Origin of the sequence: Streptomyces sp. NPDC057099, assembly GCF_042671245.1 — a bacterium.
GTDB classification, from domain to species: Bacteria; Actinomycetota; Actinomycetes; order Streptomycetales; family Streptomycetaceae; genus Streptomyces; species Streptomyces purpurascens.
Genome location: NZ_JBHUTX010000016.1, coordinates 130,374 through 144,594, shown reverse-complemented (window position 1 = coordinate 144,594; position 14,221 = coordinate 130,374). Strand labels below are relative to the sequence as shown.

The 14,221-nt window shown below is 70.5% G+C and carries 17 protein-coding genes; 8 read left to right on the top strand and 9 right to left on the bottom strand.

Annotated elements, in window-relative coordinates; translation table 11 throughout:
- Window positions 1–39 precede the first annotated feature (39 nt).
- Genes ACFT4A_RS21740 through ACFT4A_RS21730 form a run of 3 tightly spaced genes read left to right on the top strand, consistent with a single transcriptional unit; the run spans window position 40 to window position 1,936 of the window.
- Window positions 40–870 (top strand): AraC family transcriptional regulator, encoded by an 831-nt coding sequence (locus ACFT4A_RS21740; RefSeq protein ID WP_382832511.1) that lies wholly within the window; start codon window positions 40–42, stop codon window positions 868–870.
- Window positions 871–893: 23 nt separating this feature from the next.
- Window positions 894–1,628: an AzlC family ABC transporter permease gene (locus ACFT4A_RS21735; RefSeq protein WP_382832509.1), complete on the top strand. Its 735-nt coding sequence runs from the start codon at window positions 894–896 to the stop codon at window positions 1,626–1,628.
- A complete protein-coding gene (locus tag ACFT4A_RS21730) occupies window positions 1,625–1,936 on the top strand; it encodes an AzlD domain-containing protein (RefSeq protein ID WP_382832507.1) in 312 nt (103 codons plus the stop codon). The genes ACFT4A_RS21735 and ACFT4A_RS21730 overlap by 4 nt, the downstream gene beginning before the upstream one ends.
- Here ACFT4A_RS21730 and ACFT4A_RS21725 read toward each other — a convergent pair whose 3' ends face one another.
- The gene (locus tag ACFT4A_RS21725) at window positions 1,937–2,881 is read right to left on the bottom strand and encodes a hypothetical protein (RefSeq protein WP_382832505.1); all 945 of its coding nucleotides are present in this window, start codon (window positions 2,879–2,881) and stop codon (window positions 1,937–1,939) included.
- An 80-nt stretch (window positions 2,882–2,961) separates the two neighbouring features.
- Here ACFT4A_RS21725 and ACFT4A_RS21720 point away from each other — a divergent pair, with 80 nt between their 5' ends.
- The 4 genes from ACFT4A_RS21720 to recX all read left to right on the top strand — a co-directional run bounded on the left by ACFT4A_RS21720 (window position 2,962) and on the right by recX (window position 6,791).
- Window positions 2,962–3,156 (top strand): DUF3046 domain-containing protein, encoded by a 195-nt coding sequence (locus ACFT4A_RS21720; protein WP_382832503.1) that lies wholly within the window; start codon window positions 2,962–2,964, stop codon window positions 3,154–3,156.
- Window positions 3,157–3,281: 125 nt separating this feature from the next.
- On the top strand, window positions 3,282–4,577 hold the full coding sequence (locus tag ACFT4A_RS21715; RefSeq protein WP_382832501.1) for an AI-2E family transporter: 1,296 nt from the start codon (window positions 3,282–3,284) through the stop codon (window positions 4,575–4,577).
- Window positions 4,578–4,814: 237 nt separating this feature from the next.
- Entirely contained in the window at window positions 4,815–5,942 is a 1,128-nt protein-coding gene (gene recA, locus ACFT4A_RS21710) for a recombinase RecA (protein ID WP_382832500.1), read from the top strand.
- A 3-nt stretch (window positions 5,943–5,945) separates the two neighbouring features.
- Complete coding sequence (gene recX, locus ACFT4A_RS21705) at window positions 5,946–6,791, top strand: recombination regulator RecX (RefSeq protein WP_382832498.1); 846 nt, start codon at window positions 5,946–5,948, stop codon at window positions 6,789–6,791.
- A gap of 73 nt (window positions 6,792–6,864) precedes the next feature.
- Here recX and ACFT4A_RS21700 read toward each other — a convergent pair whose 3' ends face one another.
- From ACFT4A_RS21700 to ACFT4A_RS21665, 8 genes are all read right to left on the bottom strand, one after another.
- A complete protein-coding gene (locus tag ACFT4A_RS21700) occupies window positions 6,865–7,296 on the bottom strand; it encodes a rhodanese-like domain-containing protein (RefSeq protein ID WP_382832496.1) in 432 nt (143 codons plus the stop codon).
- On the bottom strand, window positions 7,293–7,847 hold the full coding sequence (locus tag ACFT4A_RS21695; protein WP_382832495.1) for a cysteine dioxygenase: 555 nt from the start codon (window positions 7,845–7,847) through the stop codon (window positions 7,293–7,295). The genes ACFT4A_RS21700 and ACFT4A_RS21695 overlap by 4 nt, the downstream gene beginning before the upstream one ends.
- A gap of 97 nt (window positions 7,848–7,944) precedes the next feature.
- Window positions 7,945–8,016, bottom strand: coding sequence for a putative leader peptide (locus ACFT4A_RS21690; protein WP_310851512.1), 72 nt, complete (start codon window positions 8,014–8,016; stop codon window positions 7,945–7,947).
- 122 nt (window positions 8,017–8,138) lie between these two features.
- A complete protein-coding gene (locus ACFT4A_RS21685; protein ID WP_382832494.1) occupies window positions 8,139–9,746 on the bottom strand; it encodes an FAD-dependent monooxygenase in 1,608 nt (535 codons plus the stop codon).
- Between the two features lie 176 nt (window positions 9,747–9,922).
- Window positions 9,923–10,816 (bottom strand): amino acid ABC transporter permease, encoded by an 894-nt coding sequence (locus tag ACFT4A_RS21680; protein WP_382832492.1) that lies wholly within the window; start codon window positions 10,814–10,816, stop codon window positions 9,923–9,925.
- A complete protein-coding gene (locus tag ACFT4A_RS21675) occupies window positions 10,813–11,478 on the bottom strand; it encodes an amino acid ABC transporter permease (RefSeq protein WP_193476363.1) in 666 nt (221 codons plus the stop codon). Before ACFT4A_RS21675 ends, ACFT4A_RS21680 begins: the two co-directional genes overlap by 4 nt.
- 75 nt (window positions 11,479–11,553) lie before the next feature.
- Window positions 11,554–12,393 (bottom strand): glutamate ABC transporter substrate-binding protein, encoded by an 840-nt coding sequence (locus tag ACFT4A_RS21670; RefSeq protein WP_382832490.1) that lies wholly within the window; start codon window positions 12,391–12,393, stop codon window positions 11,554–11,556.
- A gap of 77 nt (window positions 12,394–12,470) precedes the next feature.
- Window positions 12,471–13,247 carry an amino acid ABC transporter ATP-binding protein gene (locus ACFT4A_RS21665; RefSeq protein ID WP_382498637.1) on the bottom strand — a complete coding sequence of 259 codons (777 nt, stop codon included), beginning with the start codon at window positions 13,245–13,247 and terminating at the stop codon, window positions 12,471–12,473.
- 287 nt (window positions 13,248–13,534) lie between these two features.
- On the opposite strand from ACFT4A_RS21665, the gene ACFT4A_RS21660 reads away from it, so the two are divergent.
- The gene (locus ACFT4A_RS21660) at window positions 13,535–14,221 is read left to right on the top strand and encodes a response regulator transcription factor (protein ID WP_189721866.1); all 687 of its coding nucleotides are present in this window, start codon (window positions 13,535–13,537) and stop codon (window positions 14,219–14,221) included.

Genomic DNA, 14,221 nt, shown 5'->3' with positions numbered 1-14,221 from the left:
GGCCCGGGAGCCGCGGGCGGGGCGGCGGACAATGGCCTTATGACGGAGCGCGCGCGGCACTGGCAGTACGACGAGCTGCCCGGGGTGGATCTGCTGCGGGCCCGGTACGTGCGGAAGACGTTCGTCCGGCATACGCACGAGAACTTCGTGATCGCCGCCATCGCCGACGGGGTGGAGGTGTTCCACCACGGTGGGGGTGACCAGTACGCCGGGGCAGGGGCTCTCGCGCTGGTGAATCCCGATACTCCGCACACCGGGCGGGCCGGTGTGCCCGAGGGGTGGCGGTACGGGGCCGTCTATCCCTCGGCCGACGTGGTGGCGGAGATCGCGGCCGAGACGACGGCACTGCGGGGAACGCCGGGTTTCGTCAGCCCCGTGGTGGACGATCCGTACGCCGTCGGTCTGGTGCACCAGGTGCTGCGGGCCGCCGACGAGGGCAACGCCCTGGCCGCGGACACGCTGCTGCGGGTCGCCGTGACCAGGTTGCTGCGGCTGAACGGCGGGCCCATGCCACGGCGTGAGGTGCGGACGGCCGGGACCCGGATCGCGGCACGCGCGCGTGGAGTGCTGGAGGAACGGATGGCGCGGCCGCCGACCCTGGAGCAGCTGGCGGCCGATCTCGGGACCAGTCCGTTCGCTCTGCTGCGGGCGTTTCGGGATGCCTACGGGATGCCCCCGCACGCGTGGCTCACGGACGCGCGAGTCCGGCGGGCGCGGCGGCTGCTGGACCTCGGGACGGCGCCCTCGGAGGTCGCCGTGGCCGTGGGGTTCACCGACCAGCCGCATCTCAACCGGCACTTCAGCCGGATGGTCGGGGTGCCGCCGGGGGCGTATCAGCGCGAGCGCAAGAACGTACAAGACCCGCGGTAGCGGCTGCTCGTAGCGTGCGGGGCGTGGTGGATCGGACAGCTCTCAGAGATACAGGGACCGGTGCGAAAGAGGACCGGGCCGTCGTACGGGACGCACTGGGCGTCGGGGTGGCCGTCGGGCTGTCCGGGTTCGCCTTCGGAGTGACGTCGGCCGGCGGCGGACTCACGCTGATGCAGACATGCGCGCTCAGTCTTCTGGTGTTCACCGGGGCGTCCCAGTTCGCCCTGGTGGGCGCGCTCGCGGCGGGAGGCAGTCCGTTCACGGCGGCTGCCGGCGCCTTCTTCCTGGGCGTGCGGAACGCCTTCTACGGCCTGCGGCTGTCGCAGCTGCTGGCCCTCCCGCGCGCGGTGCGGCCGTTCGCCGCCCAGTGGGTGATCGACGAGACGGCCGCCGTCGCGCTGGCTCAGCCCACCCGGCGCGGTGCGCGGATCGGGTTCTTCGTGACCGGGCTGACCCTGTACGTCCTGTGGAACCTGACCACGCTGCTCGGCGCCCTGGGCGCCGAGGCCATCGGAGACACCGACGCGTGGGGGCTGGACGCCGCGGGGCCCGCGGTCTTCCTGGCCCTGCTCGCGCCGATGCTGAAGACCGGCACCGAGCGCGCCGTCGCCGGGCTGGCCGTGCTGCTGGGGCTCGGGCTGCTGCCCGTACTGCCTGCCGGGGTGCCGGTGCTGCTGGCCGCGCTGGCGGCGCCGGTCGTCCTCTGGGCGGACGGCCGGCGCAGGGGTGCGCCCGCTTCCGGGGAGGACGAGGCGTGAACGTCTGGATCGCCATCGGTGTGACCGTCCTCGGGTGCTACGCCGTCAAGCTGGCCGGGCTGCTGGTGCCGGCCGGAGCCCTGGAGCGGCCCGTCGTCAAGCGTCTCGCCGCGCTGCTGCCCGTCGCGCTGCTCGCGGCCCTCACGGCCCAGCAGACCTTCGCCGACGGGCAGGCGCTGGTGCTGGACGCGCGGGCCGCCGGGCTCGGAGCGGCGGCTGTGGCCCTGCTGCTGCGCGCCCCGTTCCTGCTCGTCGTCGCGGCGGCCGTGGTGGTGACCGCGGGGGTGCGGGCCATAGGGGCGTGGTGATCAGTCGATGGTGCGGCCGTGGGCACTGAGGGTGCGCAGGGCCTCGATCGTCACGACCGGGCGGGCCTCCAGGACGGGGGCCGGGGCCCCGTGGCGCCATCGGACGGGCCAGCCGCCGTCCTCCTGCTGCCGGGCCGCGAGGTGGTCCAGGGAGCGGGTCATCTCGTCGTCCGTGAACCACGCGCGCGCGAGGGAGCGCGGCCTCCTCGCGTAGTCGTAGGGGAAGTGCTGCTCGCCGGAGGCGTAGCCGGGAGAGGTCGGAGACCCGTCCGGGGCGTCGGGGTCCAGGGCCACGAGGCCGTGTGCGCGTACCAGGCGGCCCAGGCGGTCGGCGGCCGCCTCCGCGCGCGGGCGGTCGGGGGCGGAGTCCAGGAAGGTCAGGGCGGCCTCGATCTCGTACGGATGCGACTTCTCCAGCGACTCGACCGCCTGCCAGCAGAAGTCCGTGGCCCGGAACAGCCAGGCGTGCCACACCTCGTTGCGGTGCAGCAGCCCCACCACCTGCCCGGTGGCCAGGAGGTCGCCGGGCGGGTCGGCCGCGACCGGCACGAAGGGAGCCGTCGGATCCTCGCGCCGGCCGGGAGGGATCGCCGGAAGTGCGCCGTCCGCCGTGGAGACGGACGTCAGATAGCGGCACATGCGTTCCACGCGCTGGCCGGCGCAGCGCGCCACGGCGTCCAGGACGCGCAGGGCGTGGGCGATGTGCAGCGGCCGGCTGACCGGGCCGCGCAGATCGGGCTCCAGCGCGTGGCCGTACCCGCCGTCCTCGTTGCGGTAGGCGTCCAGCGCCGTCTCCACCGGGTCGGCGGCGGCGCCACGGAAGTGGTGGGCGAAGAGGCGCTGCTCCAGCACGCGTGCGGTGAGCCAGACGAAGCGCTCCGCGCGCGTGACAGGGCTGTGCGGCGCGGGCGTCGGGGGGAGTGTGGAAGCTCCTGTTTCGGCCATGGGTCAGACCGTAGGGCGCAAAGCGGCGCCGGCAGGCGGTCCTGGCTCAGGCCCACCCCCAGGGGCGGGATACTGGAGTCATGCGGTTGACGGTCTTCTGGCAGCGAATGGCGGAACACTTCGGTCCGGGTTACGCCGACACCTTCGCGCGCGATCACGTGATGACGGAGCTCGGCGGGCGCACCGTGCACGGGGCGCTGGACGCCGGCTGGGACGCGAAGGAAGTCTGGCAGGTGGTCTGCTCGGTGATGGACGTGCCTCGGGAGAGGCGCTGACCGACCCGGCGCCGAGGGCGTCGACCGGTCGCGGAGGACGGTCGGGCGGCCGCGCGGATCGCTGACGGGTCACGAAGATCGCAGGCGGGCAGACGGCTGTCGGTGGCGTGGGTGAGACTTGGTTCGTGGCACCCACTGACGAGACCGGGCAGGAAGCCCAGCAGTCCTCCCCCTTCGGTACGACGCCGCCGCCCGGGCCCCCCGCCTCCGGCGGAACCACCGGGCCGAACGGCCGCATGCCGCGCTGGCTGCCGCGCGCCATGGTGCTGGCGCTCGCCCTCGTCGCTGCGTTCCAGCTGGGCAGCTGGGCCTTTCACCAGGTCACCGGCCTGCTGGTCAACATCCTCATCGCGTTCTTCCTGGCGCTCGCCATCGAGCCGGCGGTGGGCTGGATGGCCTCGCGCGGCATGCGCAGAGGACTGGCCGCGTTCGTCGTCTTCATCGGCGTGGTGATCGTGTCGGCGGGTTTCGTCACGCTGCTCGGTTCCATCCTCGCGGACCAGATCATCAAGATGATCGAGGGCTTCCCGGCGTACCTCGACTCCGTCATCCACTGGATCAACACCCACTTCAAGACCGACCTGAAGCGCGTGGACATCCAGGAGGGTGTGCTCCGCTCCGACTGGCTGCGCAACTACGTGCAGAACAGCGCCACGGGCGTCCTGGACGTGTCCGCCCAGGTTCTCGGGGGCCTCTTCCAGCTGCTGACGATCGGGCTGTTCTCGTTCTACTTCGCCGCGGACGGCCCGCGACTGCGCCGCGCGCTCTGCTCCGTCCTGCCGCCCGCCCGCCAGGCCGAGGTGTTGCGCGCCTGGGAGATCGCCGTGAACAAGACCGGCGGCTACATCTACTCACGCGGCCTGATGGCGCTGATCTCCGGCGCGGCGCACTTCGTCCTGCTGCAGATACTGGGCGTGCCCTACGCGCCCGTGCTCGCGGTGTGGGTGGGCCTGGTGTCGCAGTTCATCCCCACCATCGGCACGTATCTCGCGGGCGCCCTGCCCATGCTGATCGCGTTCACGGTGGACCCCTGGTACGCGCTGTGGGTGCTGATCTTCGTCGTGGTCTACCAGCAGTTCGAGAACTACGTGCTGCAGCCCAAGCTGACCTCGAAGACCGTCGACATCCACCCCGCGGTCGCCTTCGGCTCGGTCATCGCGGGCACCGCGCTCCTCGGCGCCGTCGGCGCGCTGATCGCCATCCCCGCCATCGCCACCCTCCAGGCCTTCCTGGGGGCGTACGTGAAGCGCTACGACGTCACGGACGACCCGCGCGTGCACGGCCATCGCTGGCGGGGCGCAGGGCCGGGCCTGATAGCGCGCACGAGGCAGCTGTGGGCACGGCGGCCGGGGGCGGAACGGCCGGAGGCGGAACGGCCGGAGGGGCCGGAGGGCGGAGGGCCCGGGCAGGGCTCCGTCTGATCCCGCCGTCGGGCCGGCTCGGTCCCGGGTGTGCCGCGTGGTGCGCTTGACACCAAAATCGAACATCCATTCTTATGGAGTCTCCGGCACGGTTCAACGGCGAGCATTTCGACGTACTTTGGGTAGGGAAGTGCCCGAGTTATCCACAGGCCGGACGTGCGTCGGGGCGCATTGTCAGTGGCAGGCGTTAGCGTCTTTGACGTGAAGCGATCGACTCAAGCAAATCGGGTGGAACCCATGGCAGGAACCGACCGCGAGAAGGCCCTGGATGCCGCACTCGCACAGATTGAACGGCAATTCGGCAAGGGCGCGGTCATGCGCATGGGTGACCGGACGAAGGAGCCCATCGAGGTCATCTCGACCGGGTCGACCGCCCTCGACGTGGCCCTCGGCGTGGGCGGCCTGCCGCGTGGCCGTGTCGTGGAGATCTACGGCCCGGAGTCCTCGGGTAAGACGACCCTGACCCTGCACGCGGTGGCGAACGCGCAGAAGTCCGGCGGCCAGGTCGCCTTCGTCGACGCGGAGCACGCCCTCGACCCCGAGTACGCGCAGAAGCTCGGCGTCGACATCGACAACCTGATCCTGTCCCAGCCGGACAACGGCGAGCAGGCCCTGGAGATCGTGGACATGCTGGTCCGCTCCGGCGCCCTCGACCTCATCGTCATCGACTCCGTCGCCGCGCTCGTCCCGCGCGCGGAGATCGAGGGCGAGATGGGCGACAGCCACGTGGGTCTGCAGGCCCGCCTGATGAGCCAGGCCCTGCGGAAGATCACCAGCGCGCTCAACCAGTCCAAGACCACCGCGATCTTCATCAACCAGCTCCGCGAGAAGATCGGCGTGATGTTCGGCTCCCCGGAGACCACGACCGGTGGCCGGGCGCTGAAGTTCTACGCCTCGGTGCGCATCGACATCCGCCGCATCGAGACCCTGAAGGACGGCACGGACGCGGTCGGCAACCGCACCCGCTGCAAGGTCGTCAAGAACAAGGTCGCGCCGCCCTTCAAGCAGGCCGAGTTCGACATCCTCTACGGCCAGGGCATCAGCCGCGAGGGCGGCCTGATCGACATGGGCGTGGAGCACGGCTTCGTCCGCAAGGCAGGCGCCTGGTACACGTACGAGGGCGACCAGCTCGGCCAGGGCAAGGAGAACGCGCGCAACTTCCTGAAGGACAACCCCGACCTGGCCAACGAGATCGAGAAGAAGATCAAGGAGAAGCTGGGCGTCGGCGTGCGTCCCGAGGAGCCGGCCGCCGAGCCGGGCACGGACGCCGCGGTCTCCGCCGCTCCGGCCGACGCCGCGCCCGCGGTGCCCGCCCCGGCAGCGGTCAAGACCGCCAAGTCCAAGGCCGCCGCAGCCAAGAGCTGACCCGTGACACGACGAACCGACTGGGCGGAGTACGAGTACGCCGCCTCCGGTGCCCCACGGGGGAGGGGCACCGGAGACGACGCGGGCTCGGCCGTGGACGGTGACGGCGCGTACGGGACCGACGGGCCGTTCGGGGAGGACGAGGGGCCGCACGGGGGCGGCTCCCAGGGCAGCGACTCACCCGGCACGGGCGGTACGGGCTCACGCGGAGGCGGCTCACGCAGGGACGGCTCGCGTGACGGCGGGGCGCGGCGTGGGCGTGGACGTCGCCGGCAGGGCTTCGGTGAGGTGATTACCGAAGACGGAGGCTCCCCCTCCTCGTCGAGGGCCGAGCAGGGAGAGCCTCCAGGGGACCCGGTCGAGCAGGCTCGGGCGATCTGCCTGCGCCTGCTCACCGGGACCCCGCGGACCCGCAGGCAACTCGCCGACGCCCTGCGCAAGCGGCAGATCCCGGACGATGCCGCCGAGGAGGTGCTGTCGAGGTTCGAAGAGGTCGGCCTCATCAACGACAGCGCCTTCGCGGACGCCTGGGTGGAGTCCCGCCACCGCGGCCGGGGGCTGGCGCGGCGTGCGCTCGCCCGGGAGCTGCGGACCAAGGGCGTCGACTCCACGCTGATCGACGAGGCCGTCTCCCAGCTCGAGCCCGAACAGGAGGAGGAGACCGCGCGTGAGCTCGTCGCGCGCAAGCTCCGCTCCACCCGTGGGCTCGACCGCGACAAGCGACTCCGCCGCCTTGCGGGCATGCTCGCCCGCAAGGGCTACTCCGAGGGCATGGCCCTGCGCGTGGTCCGGCAGGCGCTGGAGGAGGAGGGCGAGGACACGGACTTTCTCGGGGAGGAGCAGTTCTGAGACCTGCGCTTCCGCGACGAGCCGTTCTGAGATCCGCGCTTCCGGGACGGGCCGTTCGGATGCTCCGGCGTCATCACACGACCGGAAGCCCCGACGCCTTCCACGCCTGGAACCCGCCGACCAGGTCGGTGGCCCGGTGCAGGCCCAGCTGGTGCAGGGACTGAGCCGCCAGGCTGGAGGCGTAGCCCTCGTTGCAGATCACGACGACACGCAGGGAGTGGCTCGTGGCCTCGGCGGCTCGGTGGCTGCCCTGCGGGTCGAGACGCCACTCCAGTTCGTTGCGCTCGACGACGAGCGCGCCGGGGATGAGGCCGTCGCGCTCGCGCAGCGCCGCGTAGCGGATGTCCACCAGCAGCGCGTCACCGGCCTCGGCGGCCTCGTACGCCTGCTGCGGCTCGATCCGCTCGTAGCCCGCGCGGACGCGCTCCAGCAACTCGTCGATGCCGACGGGGGGTTGGGCATCGCCGCTGCCGCTGCTCACCGGCTGGTGCGTTCCGGCGCTCACTGCCAGTCCTCCGGCCGCTCGACCTGCTCGAGCCGGAGGATCGGCCCGCTGCGGCTGTAGCGGCGGATCTGCGGCAGGGGCGGGTAGTAGGCGTGGACGGAGATCGCGTGCTGCTCGGGGGACTCGTTGAGCACCTCGTGGACGTGGTGCCGGCCGAAGGCGCGGCCCTGGCCGGACGACAGGCGGCGTTCCCGGTCCACACCGTCGGAGAGTTCCAGGGTCTTCCAGCCGTCGCTGGGCAGTCGCACGGCGAGCGAGTTCTCCTTGAGCTCTCCCGACGCGGTCAGAAAGGCGCCGACGGATTCGGCGTGGTCGTGCCAGCCGGTGCCCGAACCGGGCGGCCAGCCGATCAGCCAGGCCTCGCTGCCGCCGGGCCCCTCCAGCCGCACCCAGGTGCGGCCTTCCGGGTCGAGCGGCAGGGAGTCGATCAGCTCGGTGTCGGCGGCCGTACGCCGGACGAAGTCGAAGAGGTCGGCCTGGGTGGGCCCGGAGGAGGCGGAGGAGACGGACGTGGAGACAGGGGAAGGGGATGCGGAGGGGGATACAGACACGGGTGCCGTCCTGGAGGTCCTGATGCGGGGTTCGCACGGGAGGCGCGTCGGCCGGCATGAAGAGCGCGGCGCGCGCGGAGGAAAGAAGGATGCGAAGTCAGCAGGACGGGCGACACACGCAGCCCGCATAGCGGAGGAGGTCCATATGGACCCTCCGCCACAGGCGCACACAGGTGTCAGTCACGCACCGGAGTACACCACGGCCGTCCGAGCCGGTCAACTCACTGTCACCATGCGGACGCACTGTGACAGAGAGCACGTCCCGTCCCCGTCCTCCTCCGGTACCCGAGATCAGCGCGAACCGGCCGAGGCACCGGCCTGTGCCTGCGCCTTGGCCGGACCGCCCAGCGCGGCCTCGGTCGCCGTGTACAGATCGGCCGGGCGCACCCCGCCCAGCGCGGTCACGAGATGGCCGTCGGGGCGTACCAGGAGCACCGTGTGCGCGGCAGCGCCGGGATAGCTCTCGGCGACCAGCAGCTCGGCGTGGTGCGGCAGCGCCATGACCGCGGCCGCGAGCTGGGGCATGATGCCGGCGCTCACCCAGTGCCTGCGCTCCCACACGCCCGTGCCGGGGGCGATCAGCACGACGAGCAGCGCGCCGCGGCCGAGCCGGTCCCGCAGCCGGACGAAGGTGCCGTCCTCCGCGGTGACCCGTACGTCGATGACCGACGAGCCGGGCGATGTCCGGACCGGGACCTCTCCTTCGAGGGGTGGGGGAGCGAGCGGCGAGTCGGCGTACGCCCCCGGCGCGCCCAGCTGGCCGTGCCCCAGGTGGCCGTCCGTGAGGAGCGAGTCGTGGCCCCGGGCCGAGCCGGGGACGTAGGAGCGCAGGCCTCCGCCGCCACGCAGCAGGGGCAGGGCCTGGTCGGCCGCGCGGAGCCGGGCCGCCACGATCGCCCGGCGTTCGGTCTGGTAGCTGTCGAGGAGCGCCTCGTGCGGCCCGTGATGCCAGGCCAGGGCCAGTTTCCAGGCGAGGTTGTCGGCGTCCCGCAGGCCCTCGTCCAGCCCGTGCGTGCCCAGCGAGCCGTGGAGGTGCGCCGCGTCCCCGGCGAGGAAGACGCGGTCGGCGCGCCAGCGGCGGGCCAGCCGGTGGTGGACGGTGTGCACACCGGTGTCCAGGAGCTCGTAGGGCGGGGTCGTGCCGCCCGACCAACCCGCCAGGGTCTCCCGGACGCGGGTCAGCAGCAGCTCCGGTGTGACCAGGTCCTTTCCGGGCGGCAGGAGCCAGTCCAGACGCCAGACGCCGTCCGGCAGGGGGCGCGCGGTGACCTCGCCGGCCGAGGGACCCGACATGCGCCACGGCGGCAGGCGGTGCAGCAACGCCTCGTTGTACCAGGGCAGTTCCGTCCGCAGTGCGGCGACGGCGTGACGTTCCACCGCCGTACGGCCGGGGAAGCGGATGTCCTGCAGCTTGCGCACGGTCGAGCGGGGGCCGTCGCAGCCGACCAGGTAACTGCCGCGCCACCATGTGCCCTTGGGCCCGCGGGTGTGGGCCGTGACGCCCGAGGACTCCTGCTCCATGCCGTCGAGCCGGCTCTCCACGGCGATCTTGACGAGCGGTTCGCCCGCGAGGGCCGCGCGCAGGACGTCGGTCAGCACGTGCTGGGCGATGTGCAGCGGGACGGGCTCGGTGCCGTCGAAAAAGACCTCGCGCATCACCTGCTTGCGCCGCACCGACCGCCATCCGGCCCAGTGGGCGCCGACCCGGTCCATGGGGACGCCGGTCAGCCGTTCGATGAGGGCGGTGGTGTCCTCGCGCAGTACCACGGTGCGCGACGCACGGGGTTCGTCCTTGCCCGGCCCCTCGTCGAGGACCACGCAGGGCACCTCCTGACGCGCCAGGGCCAGGGCGAGCGTGAGCCCGACGGGCCCCGCTCCGACGACGATCACCGGGTCCACGGCGCGGCGCCCCCTGCCCGTGGTGACGTCCTGAGGGACGCAGGTGAACACGAAGTTGGAGCAGGGTGCACGATCACAGAACGTATGCAACCCATTGCCGGTGCTTGCGTCAAGTGACCAGGGGCAGTGGCGATCATGCCACTGCCCCTGAGTATGTCATCCGGGTTGACCGAGTGTCAGATGCCTCCGGTGCCGGTCCCGGTGGTGCCGGCGATCTGTGCGTCGTTGGCGCCCACGACCGCTCCCGTCGACTTCTTGGCCTGCCGCAGCCGGCGCTCGAGCCAGCTCGCGAAAGACGTGAGGGCGAAGTTGAGCGCGATGAAGATGACGGCCACGACCGTGAAGCTGGCGATGATGTTCGCGCCGTAGTAGCCGCTCATCGTGTTCGCGGCGGAGAGCAGCTCGGAGTAGGTGAGAACGGCGCCGCCGAGCGCGGTGTCCTTCACGATGACGACGAGCTGGCTCACGATGGCCGGGAGCATCGCCGTGACCGCCTGCGGCAGGAGGATCAGGCGCATCAGCTGACCCTTGCGCAGACCGATCGCCTGAGCAGCCTCGGCCTGGCCCTTGGGCAGGGCCAGGATGCCCGCGCGGACGATCTCGGCCAAGACGGACGCGTTGTACAGCACCAGGCCGGTGACGACCGCGTAGAGCGGACGGTCGTCGGAGCTGACGTTGGTGTACTCGGCGAACAGGGCGAGACCGAAGATCATCAGGACCAGCACGGGGATGGACCGGAAGAACTCGACCACGACCGCGGCCGGAACCCGGACCCACACGTGGTCCGAGAGGCGGGCGATGCCGAGGACCGCGCCGAGGGGCATCGCGATGATCACCGCGAGGGCGGCGGCCTTCAGCGTGTTCAGCAGACCCGGCCAGATGTAGGTGGACCAGGCCTCGGTGCCGGAGAAGAACGGCTCCCACAGGGCCCATTCCAGCTGGCCCTTGTCCTTGAGGGTGCCGAACACCCACCACAGCAGGGCCGCCGCGGCGGCCACGAAGACCACCGTGAGGACGGCGTTGCGCCGCTTGGCGCGAGGGCCCTGGGCGTCGTACAGAACGGAGCTCATCGCTTCACCGCCACCTTCTTGCCCACCCAACCGAGGATCAGACCGGTCGGCAGCGTCAGAACCACGAAGCCGAACGCGATGATCGCCGCGATCAGCAGCAGCTGGGCCTCGTTCTCGATCATCTCCTTCATCAGTACCGCCGCCTCGGCGACACCGATGGCGGCCGCGACCGTGGTGTTCTTGATGAGGGCGATCAGCACGTTCGCCAGCGGGACGACCGACGAACGGAACGCCTGCGGCAGCACGACCAGACCCAGCACCTGGCGGAAGCTGAGACCGATCGCCCGGGCCGCCTCCGCCTGCCCGACCGGCACCGTGTTGATGCCGGAGCGCAGCGCCTCACACACGAAGGACGAGGTGTAGAAGATCAGGCCCAGGACCGCCAGCCGGAAGTTGATCGTCTCGACGTCATCGGCGCCGAGGGAGACACCCAGCGTCTGGTTCAGGCCCAGCGACGTGAACAGGATGATGACGGTCAGCGGGATGTTCCGCACGATGTTCACGTACGCGGTCCCGAAACCGCGCATCAGCGGCACCGGGCCGACGCGCATGGCGGCCAGCATGGTGCCCCAGATGAGAGAGCCGACGGCGGACAGCGCAGCGAGTTGCACTGTCGTCCAGAAGGCTCCCAGCAGGTCGTAATCCTCAAGAAAGTCGAACACGATCTCCCGCGCTTCCGCGTATAGGGATGCCCCGGTGCGCCGCCTCGCAGGGCGGCGCACCCGTCAGGCGTTGCCTCAGCTCTTGATGTCGCCGATCTTCGGCGCGGGCTCGTTCTTGTAGTTGGCCGGGCCGAGGTTCTTGTCCACGGCCTTCTGCCAGGCGCCGTCGGCGACCATGGCCTCGAGGGCCTTGTTGATGTCGGCCTTCAGGTCGCTGCCCTTCTTGACGCCGATGCCGTAGTTCTCGTTGGTCAGCTTGAAGCCGCCGAGCTTGAACTTGCCCTTGAACTGCGACTGGGCGGCGTAACCGGCGAGGATGGAGTCGTCGGTGGTCAGCGCGTCGACGGCACCGTTCTGCAGACCGGGCAGACAGGCGGAGTACGTCGGGTACGGCTGCAGCTGAGCCTTCGGCGCCAGCTTGTCCTTCACGTTCTGCGCGGAGGTGGAGCCGGTCACCGAGCAGAGCTTGGCGTTGTTCAGGTCCTTCGGCGACTTGATCTTGTTGTCGTCGGCGCGGACCAGCACATCCTGGTGAGCCAGCAGGTACGGACCGGCGAAGTCGACCTTCTCCTGGCGCTCCGGGGTGATCGAGTAGGTCGCGGCGATGAAGTCGACGTCACCACGCTGCAGCATGGTCTCGCGGTCGGCGCTCTTCGCTTCCTTCCACTCGATCTGGTCCGCGTCGTAACCGAGCTTCTTCGCGACGTACGTGGCGACGTCGACGTCGAAGCCGGCGTAGCCCTGCGGCGTCTTCTGGCCGAGGCCGGGCTGGTCGAACTTGATGCCGACCGTGATCGTCTTGCCCCCACCGGAGCCGGAGTCGCCGCCCGTGCTGTTGTCGCCGCCGCAGGCGGTGGCGGTGAGGGCGAGGGCGAACACGGTGGCCGAGGCGGCGGTGACCTTGCGGAGCTTCATGATGAACATCCTTTGGCTGGTGAAAGAGATGCGGGCCGTCAGGCGGCAACGCCGGTGGCGTCGCGCGGAGTGCGCCGTCAGTGGTGCAGGATCTTCGACAGGAAGTCCTTGGCACGGTCACTACGCGGATTGCTGAAGAACTGGTCGGGCGCAGCCTCCTCGACGATTCGGCCGTCCGCCATGAACACCACGCGGTTTGCAGCCGATCGTGCGAAGCCCATCTCGTGGGTGACGACGATCATGGTCATGCCGTCGCGGGCGAGCTGCTGCATGACCTCCAGCACCTCGTTGATCATCTCGGGGTCGAGCGCGGAGGTCGGCTCGTCGAAGAGCATGACCTTCGGCTCCATGGCCAGCGCCCGCGCGATCGCGACGCGCTGCTGCTGGCCGCCGGAGAGCTGTGCGGGGTACTTCTCGGCCTGCGCGCCCACGCCGACCCGGTCGAGCAGGGCCCGAGCCCGCTCCTCGGCCGCCTTCTTGTCCTTCTTGCGGACCTTGATCTGGCCGAGCATCACGTTCTCGAGCACGGTCTTGTGCGCGAAGAGGTTGAAGGACTGGAAGACCATTCCGACGTCGGCCCGGAGCTTGGCCAGCTCCTTGCCCTCGTGGGGCAGCGGCTTGCCGTCGATCGTGATCGTGCCGGAGTCGGTCGTCTCCAGGCGGTTGATGGTGCGGCACAGGGTGGACTTTCCGGACCCGGAGGGTCCGATGACCACGACGACTTCGCCGCGGGCGATCGTCATGTCGATGTCCTGGAGTACGTGCAACGCGCCGAAGTGCTTGTTGACGCTCTTCAGGACGACCAGTTCGCCGGTCGCGGCCACATCTTCCTTGGCCACCGATACTTCGGTCATCGCTCTCAGGCTCCGTCCTCCTCGGTTTCGGAGGACAGTAGTAACCCTCTACGACCTGCGTCATTACATCTGAGGGGAATCTGAGCATCACGATCCGATAGCAATCGGACACGTGTCGTAGCACTTGTGAGCAGCGCTCATATCGGCCGGGTAACGGAAGCGCTCCGCAACCGGAACCCTCTTGACGCCGTCCTCATCCATCAGCGTGACTGCAGTGCGTGCACGCGCGCGTGCACGCTTTTTGTACACAGTCAGATCGTACGGCCAGTGAACCGAAGGGGGACCGGATGAGACTGCTGCTCGTCGAGGACGACAACCACGTCGCCGCCGCCCTGTCGGCTGTCCTGGCGCGGCACGGATTCGACGTCACGCACGCGCGCAGCGGTGAGGAGGCCCTCCAGGCGCTCGTCCCCGAGAGCGACTGCTTCGGTGTCGTCCTCCTCGACCTCGGCCTGCCCGACCAGGACGGGTACGAGGTCTGCGGCAAGATCCGCAAACGCACCGCCACCCCGGTGATCATGGTCACCGCGCGCTCCGACGTCCGCTCCCGCATCCACGGCCTCAACCTCGGCGCCGACGACTACGTGGTGAAGCCGTACGACACCGGGGAACTGCTCGCCCGCATCCACGCCGTGAGCCGGCGCACCTCCCACGAGGACACCTCCAGCGGCATCGAGACCGAGCTGCGTCTCGGACCCGTGCACATTGAGCTGCCCACGCGCCGGGTCAGCGTCGACGGGTCGGTGGTCCAGCTGACCCGCAAGGAGTTCGACCTGCTGGCCCTGCTCGCGCAGCGGCCCGGGGTGGTCTTCCGCCGGGAGCAGATCATCAGCGAGGTGTGGCGGACCAGCTGGGAGGGGACCGGGCGCACCCTGGAGGTGCATGTCGCGTCCCTGCGCGCCAAGCTGCGCATGCCCGCCCTCATCGAGACCGTGCGCGGCGTCGGCTACCGGCTCGTCGCGCCTGCCGGATAG

Coding starts and splice junctions, on each gene's coding strand:
- ACFT4A_RS21740 (WP_382832511.1), top strand. CDS start 40: ATGACGGAGCGCGCGCGGCACTGGCAGTACGACGAGCTGCCCGGGGTG.
- ACFT4A_RS21725 (WP_382832505.1), bottom strand. CDS start 2,881: ATGGCCGAAACAGGAGCTTCCACACTCCCCCCGACGCCCGCGCCGCAC.
- ACFT4A_RS21720 (WP_382832503.1), top strand. CDS start 2,962: ATGCGGTTGACGGTCTTCTGGCAGCGAATGGCGGAACACTTCGGTCCG.
- recA (WP_382832500.1), top strand. CDS start 4,815: ATGGCAGGAACCGACCGCGAGAAGGCCCTGGATGCCGCACTCGCACAG.
- ACFT4A_RS21680 (WP_382832492.1), bottom strand. CDS start 10,816: ATGAGCTCCGTTCTGTACGACGCCCAGGGCCCTCGCGCCAAGCGGCGC.
- ACFT4A_RS21670 (WP_382832490.1), bottom strand. CDS start 12,393: ATGAAGCTCCGCAAGGTCACCGCCGCCTCGGCCACCGTGTTCGCCCTC.
- ACFT4A_RS21665 (WP_382498637.1), bottom strand. CDS start 13,247: ATGACCGAAGTATCGGTGGCCAAGGAAGATGTGGCCGCGACCGGCGAA.
- ACFT4A_RS21660 (WP_189721866.1), top strand. CDS start 13,535: ATGAGACTGCTGCTCGTCGAGGACGACAACCACGTCGCCGCCGCCCTG.